Raw genomic sequence first — 7,745 nt, forward strand, 5'->3', positions numbered from 1 at the left:
GGGCTACTGTTCGCAGAACTGCTGCAGTTGGTCACCCGCATCCGCGCGCGGGTGGCACTTCCGCTGAGCGTGGATATGGAAGCCGGATATGGTACCAGCGTCGAAGCAGTGGTCGATAATTTGTGTACGCTGGCACACACCGGTGTCGTGGGGGTGAATCTGGAAGACAGTCTGGTGAACGAAGACGAGCGTGCTTTGGTTGAGGCACAAGCTTTCGCCCGGCGCTTGCGGGCGATTAAAACGGGTCTGGCGCAGGCGGGTGCGCCGCTGTTTCTGAATATTCGGACCGATACATTTTTGCTGAACCTGCCCCAGGCCCGGGCCGAGACGATAGCCCGGGGTCAGCTGTATGCCCAAAACGGTGCGGATGGTCTGTTTGTGCCCGGTGTCACCGGGGTGGCGGATATTGCGGCTATTGTGGCGGCGGTCACACTGCCGCTGAACGTGATGGCGATGCCCGGGTTACCAGAGACTGGCGAGCTTGCCAGCCTTGGGGTGAAGCGCGTTTCTATGGGTAATGTGCTGCATCGTGCGCAGCAGAAATATCTACGGATTCTTCTGCGCAACGTGCGGCGGCAGCAATCGTTTAATGGAGTGTTTGGCCATGCAGGTGACTGATAGCGGTTTATGCGATACCTGGTACGCCGCGCTGCTGGTGCGCGATGCCGGGTATGCGGGGGTATTTTTCGTGGGCGTGAAAACGACCGGGGTGTTTTGCCTTGCCACCTGTCGTGCCCGCAAGCCAAAGCGGGAGAACGTGGAGTTTTACCGCGATTTTAAAGCCGCGCTCAGCGCTGGATTTCGCCCGTGCAAGATTTGCCGGCCGACGGAGAACGCCAGCTCCGCGCCGCCGATGGTAGAGCAGGTGATGCGGCAACTGCGGGATAACCCGAAGTTGCGGATCAGCGACGACCAGCTGCGCCAGCAGCACATCAGCCCGGAAAGGATACGCCGCTGGTTTACCCATCACTACGGGATGACTTTCCAGGCTTTTCAACGGATGCTGCGGGTGAATACCGCCTTACAAGAACTTAAAGGCGGGCGCCGCACGATCGACGTTGCGTTTGACAGTGGCTACGATTCGCTGAGCGGTTTTGGCTATACCTGTAAAAAACTCACCGGTCGCGCGCCAAGCGCCGCGGCGCAGGTCATTTTGATCCACCGCTTTACCACTCCTGTCGGTCCGATGTTTGTCTGCGCCAGCGAGCGCGGCGTTTGTCTGCTGGAGTTCGTTGACCGTCGGATGCTGGAGACGGAATTTCGCGATATCCAGCGTCTGTTATCAGCCAATATTCTCGCAGGGGAGAATGAACATACGTGCCAGGCGGTGAAGGAGATCGGCGAATATTTTGCTGGCCAGCGCCACCATTTTTCCCTGATGCTTGATACGCCGGGCAGCGACTTTCAACTGGCGGTCTGGCAGCAGCTCCAGGCGGTACCGTACGGCGAGACACAACATTATCAAGGGCTGGCGCAGCAGATGGGGAAACGCAGTGCTGTGCGGGCTGTCGCCAACGCCAACGGCGCGAACCGGGTGGCAATCGTCATTCCCTGCCACCGTATTATTGGTAAAGATGGTTCACTGATCGGCTACGGCGGCGGCCTGGCGCGTAAAGCCTGGCTGCTGGCGCATGAAGCCAGGTACCGGTAGATGATTTTATTTCCGGTTGCCGTTTTGCAGTTTAAAACCTGGCCATAAAGTCGTTATAGTTTCGTACGAAATAATAACAACTTCTATGGACTGACAGGGTAAAAATGATGAAATTGCGTTTACGGACAGCCGCCGCTGTGGTGCTGGTGGGCCTGCTGCTGGCGGGCTGCGACCAGAAAAGCAGCGATGCGAAACACATTAAAGTCGGCGTCATCAACGGCGCGGAACAGGATGTGGCGGAAGTGGCTAAAAAGGTCGCGAAAGAGAAATATGGTCTGGAAGTCGAGCTGGTGGGGTTCAGCGGTTCGCTTTTGCCTAATGAAGCGACGAACGCCGGCGATCTGGATGCAAATGTCTTCCAGCACCGGCCGTTCCTCGAGCAGGATAACAAAGCGCACGGCTACCATCTGGTGGCGGTCGGCAACACTTTCGTATTCCCGATGGCGGGCTACTCACGCAAAATAAAATCGATGACCGATCTGCAAGACGGGGCGACAATTGCCATTCCGAACGACCCCACCAACCTGGGCCGCGCGCTTCTGCTGTTGCAAAAAGAGCAGCTGATTACCCTGAAGGCCGGGACTGGCCTGCTGCCTACGGCGGTCGATATCACCGCCAATCCACGTCACCTGAATATTATGGAGCTGGAAGGCGCGCAACTGCCGCGCGTGCTGGACGACCCGAAAGTGGATGTGGCGATTATCAGCACCACCTATCTTCAGCAAACCGGGCTCTCGCCGGTACATGACGGGATTTTTATTGAAGATAAAAACTCGCCGTACGTGAATATCATCGTGGCCCGCGAAGACAATAAAGACGCGGAAAAGGTAAAGGAGTTTATGCAGTCCTATCAGTCGCCGGAAGTGGCAAAGGCGGCAGAGACTATCTTTAACGGTGGCGCGGTTCCTGGCTGGTAATCGTCAACACAAGGAGAGGTGAATATGGTCCGGCAGCGTCAGGCGGATTTACTGCTGGTCGCCGCTAGGGTTATCGCCACATGCGGATGGATTTTTTCTCGCGAAGCCATCGCGGGGATGCCGGTTTTCGCCTTCCTTGGGCTACGTTTCTTTTTTGCGGCGCTGCTGTTGCTGCCGTTTTGTCGCGGCTTTCACGTTGAGAGGCGACACTGGCGGCCGATGACGAACGGTGGGCTGTGGTTTGCGCTAAACCTGTGTCTGTGGATCTACTCGGTCTCGACCGCTGCCTCGCTGGGTGAGGGGGCGTTCATCATGAGCCTGTCGATGCTGTTTGTACCGCTTACCACATGGGTGATGATGAAAACGCGCCCGGCCCGGGGGGACTGGGAGTGCCTGCCGGTCTCTTCCCGTGGCTCGCGCAGGGCCGCCGCACGCTGCTCTTCCCCTTCATCAAACCACCGGACGGAATAGCCCACACCACCTTATCGATCAGATACCGGTAGTGGCGGATCAGCAGCACTTTGTCCTGCTGCATGGCGACAATCCTCCGCGCCGGGCGTGGGTAATGGGCAGAGTAAAAATCGCGGCGCCCGGCATCCGTGACGTCGATAGCCACCTTATGCATGCTGAACCACGGGGTTTGCGCAATGACTTCGGCGTTGTGCATATCGGCGGCGGTCAGTCTCTTTTTCATCGTCGCCACTTCCTCAGAAAATGAGCGTTCAGGACACCATAACCCGCGGAGGAGGCCACCGCAGAAAGTTGGCCCAATCTCATCGATCATTGCCCAAATGCCCATATTGCGCCAGGCTGGTGGGACATACGATGTTCGCCAGATAACCGCGAAGAGGAGTGAACATCATGCAAATGACCCATATCCGTAATTCAACTCAGATTATTGAATATGCGGGGAAAAAGTTCCTGATTGACCCGATGCTGGCGGATCGTGGCGCCTGGCCGGGATTCCCGGGCACCGCCCGCGCAGGGCTGCGTAACCCGCTGGTCGGGCTGCCTTTTTCCCTTGAAACGATTATTGATGTCGATGCCGCAATCGTCACTCATACCCATGATGATCATTGGGATGAGGCGGCGATCGCCGCGATCCCGAAAACGCTGCCGGTTTTTGTGCAGCATGATGGTGATGCCAGCCTACTGCGTGGACAGGGATTTCAGGATGTCCGCCTGCTGGCGGAAAAGAGCGAGTTTGCCGGCGTCAGCTTGCAGAAAACCATTTCAGGGCAGCATGGCAGCGACCGCACCTATGCCGTACCGGCTATGGCGGAACGTCTGGGAGAAGCCTGCGGCGTGGTGTTCCGCCATCCGCAGGAGAAGACCCTGTGGTTGGTGGGCGACACTATCTGGCGCCCTGAAATTGAGGCCGATATGCTGCTGCTGCGTCCCGATGTCGTGGTGTTGAATGCCGGGTACGCGCACGTGATTGGATTCGGGCCGATTATCATGGGCAAAGAAGATGTGCTGAAGGCCCATTTCACCCTGCCAGAGGCGAAAATTGTCGCTATCCATCTTGAAGCGGTCAATCACTGCCTGCTGAGCCGCGAGGAGCTGCGCGAATACGTGGCGGATAATCAGATTGCCGATGTTGTCAGCATCCCGCAGGATGGGGAAAGTATGATCTTTTAAGCCCGCCGCGGGGAACGGAGAGGACGATGAAATTAACCGATGTCGCGATTGTCGCCGTGGACGGGTTCAGCCCTTTTCACTACTCGGTTCCCTGTATGTTGTTTGGCAACAGCGTCTCGGAAACGAAACGCTTTAACCTGCAGATTTGCGCCGAACGGCCGGGATGGTTAACCGCGCCAGACGGCTTTGCGCTCAACGCCAGCGCGGATTTCACTGCCCTTGAGCAGGCTGATATCGTGGTGGTGCCTTACTGGGGGGCGGTGCATCAGCGGCCGCCTCAGTCGCTGCTGGATAGCCTGGTGCGGGCAAGGGAGAACGGCGCGGAAATTGTCGGACTCTGCCTCGGCGCCTTTGTTCTCGGCTATGCCGGGCTGCTGGATGGCAAACGGGCGGCGACCCACTGGGAGTTTGAGCAGGCATTTCAGCAGCAGTTTCCACAGGTGCGGCTGGATATCAATGCGCTGTACGTCGATGACCAGCGGATCATTACTTCAGCGGGCACGGCGGCGGCGCTCGACTGCTGCCTGTATATCATCCGCCAGCGTTTTGGCAGCCTGGCGGCGAATCAGATCGCCCGGCGTATGATCGTGCCGCCCCATCGTGAAGGGGGCCAGGCGCAGTTTATCGCCCAGCCGGTCCCGAAAAATACCCGCGACGCGCGGATTAACGGCCTGCTGGAGTATCTCCAGCAGCATATCGCCGAGCCGCACAATCTCGACTCGTTGGCGCAGGTGGTAGCGATGAGCCGCCGTACGCTGACTCGTCATTTCGCCAGGGCTACCGGCATGAGCATTGCCGACTGGCTTACCCTGGAACGTCTGCGGCGCAGTCAGCTCCTGCTCGAAGCGGGTCGTATGCCCGTCGAGCAGGTGGCGGAGAGCGTGGGCTTCCGCTCCGTCGTGACCTGGCGCCAGCAGTTCAAATCCCGCTTTGGCGTCAGCCCGGCGGAGTGGCGGCGCACCTTTCGCCGCGGGACTTAGCCGGCGAGCGTTGCGCTGTCGATCACGAAGCGATATTTGACATCGCCTTTGACCATGCGCTCCCAGGCTTCGTTGATCTGATCGCCGCGAATCAGCTCAATATCGGCGACGATGCCGTGTTCGGCGCAGAAATCGAGCATCTCCTGAGTTTCCGGGATCCCGCCAATCATCGAACCGGCAATCGCACGACGGCGGAATAGCAGATTAAATACTTCCGGCGAAGGGTGCGGACTGGCCGGCGCGCCGACCAGGGTCAGAGTGCCATCGCGTTTAAGTAACGTGGTGAAAGCATCGAGATTGTGCGGCGCTGCCACGGTATTGAGGATGAAATCGAAGCTTTTCACATGGGCGGCCATTTCATCCTCGTTGCGTGAGACAACCACCTCATCCGCGCCCAGCATTTTTGCCGCTTCCCGCTTCGATTCTGAGGTGGTAAAGGCCACCACGTGGGCACCCATCGCGTGGGCCAACTTAATCCCCATATGCCCCAACCCGCCGATACCCACGATACCGACTTTTTTCCCCGGCCCGACGTTCCAGTGGCGCAGCGGAGAGTACGTGGTGATCCCCGCGCAGAGCAGCGGTGCCACGGCAGCGAGTTGTTCCTTCGGATGGCGCACATGCAGCACGTAGCGTTCGTGCACTACAATCTGCTGCGAATAGCCGCCGAGGGTGTGTCCGGGCGCGTCTGCCGTTGGGCCGTTGTAGGTGAGAATCATATGATCGCAGTAGTTTTCCAGCCCTGCTTCGCACTCTTCACACTGTTTACAGCTGTCGACCATACAGCCGACGCCGACCAGGTCGCCGACGTTGAACCCTGAGACCTGGTTGCCGATGGCGGTCACCTGGCCGACGATTTCATGCCCCGGCACGCAAGGATAGAGCGTACCGGCCCATTCGGATCGCGCCTGATGAAGGTCGGAGTGGCAGACGCCGCAGTAATTGATAGCAATCTGCACATCGTGGGAACCCGGGTCGCGGCGGGAGATGGCCATCGATTTCAGCGGTTGGGTGGCGGAGTACGTACCAATAGCATTGATCTGCATAGCGAAACCTCTTTCTGAATGAACGTGCCGGATAATTTGGAAGGGATGACCTGCTTTTTGGTGGCAAGGGTAAGCGTATCCTGGTCAGCGCAGGGCGTGGGGCGATTAGCTCAGAGTGTTAAACAGAAAGGGAAAAGAGACGGGAAAAAAAGAAAGCGGCAAAAATAGGGGCTCCCTGTCCGGCAGGGAACCCGCAAGCGTTGAGGCAATGATTCAATTATTCAACCGACGTCAGATAATCCAGGCGCAGCGGCTCAGCCAGCAGGCTGTCCATTTGCGCGATAAAGGCCTGAAAGTGCGGCAGGGCGATGTGCGCCTCCAGCGCGGACGGGTCACGCCACGACTCGCGCATGTAGAAGGTGTCCGGTGCATCGCGCAACTGAAACAGGGCGTAATCCAGATTACCCGCTTCCTGACGGGTCGGCAGTAACAGGGCTTTCAGCGCCTGTTGCAGATCGGCCGTTTTCCCCGGTTTGGCCTTCAGAACCGCAATGACAGATATCGCGTCGCGGGTCATCTTAAAACCCTTCCAGCACGATTTTGCCAACCGCGCGTCCGGTTTCCAGCCGGGTGTGCGCTTTTTGCAGATGTGCGGCGGAAATGGTGCCGTAATGCTCGCCGAGGGTGGTTTTGATAGTCTTATCATCAATCAGGGCCGCCACCCGGGTCAGCAGCTGATGCTGGGCCAGCATATCCGACGTTTCAAACATCGAACGAGTGAACATAAATTCCCAATGTAGCGAAATGCTTTTGGCCTTTAGCGGGCGGGCGTCGAGGGATTCCGGGTCGTCAATCAACGCCAGCTTACCTTGCGGGGCGAGGGCGGCAATCAGCTGCGCGTAATGTTGCTCAGTATTGTTGAGGCTGGCGACGTGCGTCACGGCGTTGACCCCAATGCGCGCCAGTTCTTCACTGAGCGGCTGGCTGTGATCGATAACGTGGTGCGCCCCGGCATCAAGCACCCATTTCTGGCTTTCCGGACGCGAAGCGGTGCCGATGACCGTCATGCGCGTCAGTTTGCGCGCTAGCTGCGTGAGAATAGAGCCGACACCGCCGGCAGCGCCGACAATCAGCAGCGTGTCTCCGGCGTTGCCGCCTTCCTGCACACCAAGCCGGTCGAACAACAATTCCCATGCGGTGATGGCGGTCAGCGGCAGGGCGGCGGCAGACGCGTTATCCAGAGAGCGCGGCTTTAATGCGACGATCCGCTCGTCGACGAGCTGAAACTGGCTATTACTTCCTGCGCGGCCCAGCGCACCGGCATACCAGACCTCATCGCCTGGCGCGAATAGCGTGACCGCCTCGCCGACCGATTTTACGACGCCAACCGCATCCCAGCCCAGCACTCGCGGGGTATCACCGGTAAATCCGGCGCGGACTTTGGTATCCACCGGGTTAACGGAAATCGCCTTCATTTCAATGAGCAGGTCATGCCCGGCAGCAACCGGAACCGGTAGTTCAATGTCGCTTAAAAAGGGGATGTTACTGCCTTCAGTGGCAGCGCGGGTAA

General features: G+C 58.4%; 8 protein-coding genes and 2 pseudogenes. 6 read left to right on the forward strand and 4 right to left on the reverse strand.

All coding sequences use genetic code 11. From position 1 onward, the window contains the following. The 4 genes and pseudogenes from ACZAHD_RS20055 to ACZAHD_RS20070 form a co-directional block, all read left to right on the forward strand. Positions 1–618 (forward strand): isocitrate lyase/PEP mutase family protein (locus tag ACZAHD_RS20055; protein ID WP_462458319.1); only part of this gene is annotated, 618 nt, incomplete at its 5' end. Further along, positions 605–1,651 carry a bifunctional transcriptional activator/DNA repair enzyme AdaA gene (locus ACZAHD_RS20060; RefSeq protein ID WP_462458320.1) on the forward strand — a complete coding sequence of 349 codons (1,047 nt, stop codon included), beginning with the start codon at positions 605–607 and terminating at the stop codon, positions 1,649–1,651. The genes ACZAHD_RS20055 and ACZAHD_RS20060, both read left to right, overlap by 14 nt. A gap of 107 nt (positions 1,652–1,758) precedes the next feature. Further along, the gene (gene nlpA / locus ACZAHD_RS20065; protein WP_462458326.1) at positions 1,759–2,568 is read left to right on the forward strand and encodes a lipoprotein NlpA; all 810 of its coding nucleotides are present in this window, start codon (positions 1,759–1,761) and stop codon (positions 2,566–2,568) included. Between the two features lie 24 nt (positions 2,569–2,592). After that, positions 2,593–2,982: pseudogene (locus ACZAHD_RS20070) on the forward strand (EamA family transporter); the annotation flags it as partial. On the opposite strand, the pseudogene ACZAHD_RS20075 reads toward ACZAHD_RS20070, so the two are convergent. After that, positions 2,952–3,262: pseudogene (locus ACZAHD_RS20075) on the reverse strand (NUDIX domain-containing protein); the annotation flags it as partial. The pseudogenes ACZAHD_RS20070 and ACZAHD_RS20075 sit on opposite strands and share 31 nt — an antisense overlap. A 167-nt stretch (positions 3,263–3,429) precedes the next feature. On the opposite strand from ACZAHD_RS20075, the gene ACZAHD_RS20080 reads away from it, so the two are divergent. Further along, entirely contained in the window at positions 3,430–4,209 is a 780-nt protein-coding gene (locus ACZAHD_RS20080) for an MBL fold metallo-hydrolase (protein WP_462458321.1), read from the forward strand. A gap of 26 nt (positions 4,210–4,235) precedes the next feature. Beyond that, on the forward strand, positions 4,236–5,189 hold the full coding sequence (locus ACZAHD_RS20085) for a GlxA family transcriptional regulator (RefSeq protein ID WP_462458322.1): 954 nt from the start codon (positions 4,236–4,238) through the stop codon (positions 5,187–5,189). Here ACZAHD_RS20085 and ACZAHD_RS20090 read toward each other — a convergent pair. The 3 genes from ACZAHD_RS20090 to ACZAHD_RS20100 form a co-directional block, all read right to left on the reverse strand. After that, a complete protein-coding gene (locus ACZAHD_RS20090; RefSeq protein ID WP_462458323.1) occupies positions 5,186–6,235 on the reverse strand; it encodes an NAD(P)-dependent alcohol dehydrogenase in 1,050 nt (349 codons plus the stop codon). The genes ACZAHD_RS20085 and ACZAHD_RS20090 overlap by 4 nt on opposite strands. A gap of 217 nt (positions 6,236–6,452) precedes the next feature. Then, positions 6,453–6,752 carry a putative quinol monooxygenase gene (locus tag ACZAHD_RS20095; protein WP_462458324.1) on the reverse strand — a complete coding sequence of 100 codons (300 nt, stop codon included), beginning with the start codon at positions 6,750–6,752 and terminating at the stop codon, positions 6,453–6,455. Position 6,753: 1 nt separating this feature from the next. Further along, positions 6,754–7,745, reverse strand: a 992-nt coding sequence (locus tag ACZAHD_RS20100) for a zinc-binding alcohol dehydrogenase family protein (RefSeq protein WP_462458325.1), incomplete at its 5' end; no start/stop codon positions are given.

Origin of the sequence: Raoultella sp. (assembly GCF_039594335.1) — a bacterium.
Lineage (GTDB): Bacteria > Pseudomonadota > Gammaproteobacteria > Enterobacterales > Enterobacteriaceae > Klebsiella.

Bases quoted from the DNA above. Each gene is read 5' to 3' on its own strand.
- ACZAHD_RS20060 (WP_462458320.1), top strand. From the start codon at position 605: ATGCAGGTGACTGATAGCGGTTTATGCGATACCTGGTACGCCGCGCTG.
- nlpA (WP_462458326.1), top strand. From the start codon at position 1,759: ATGAAATTGCGTTTACGGACAGCCGCCGCTGTGGTGCTGGTGGGCCTG.
- ACZAHD_RS20080 (WP_462458321.1), top strand. From the start codon at position 3,430: ATGCAAATGACCCATATCCGTAATTCAACTCAGATTATTGAATATGCG.
- ACZAHD_RS20085 (WP_462458322.1), top strand. From the start codon at position 4,236: ATGAAATTAACCGATGTCGCGATTGTCGCCGTGGACGGGTTCAGCCCT.
- ACZAHD_RS20090 (WP_462458323.1), bottom strand. From the start codon at position 6,235: ATGCAGATCAATGCTATTGGTACGTACTCCGCCACCCAACCGCTGAAA.
- ACZAHD_RS20095 (WP_462458324.1), bottom strand. From the start codon at position 6,752: ATGACCCGCGACGCGATATCTGTCATTGCGGTTCTGAAGGCCAAACCG.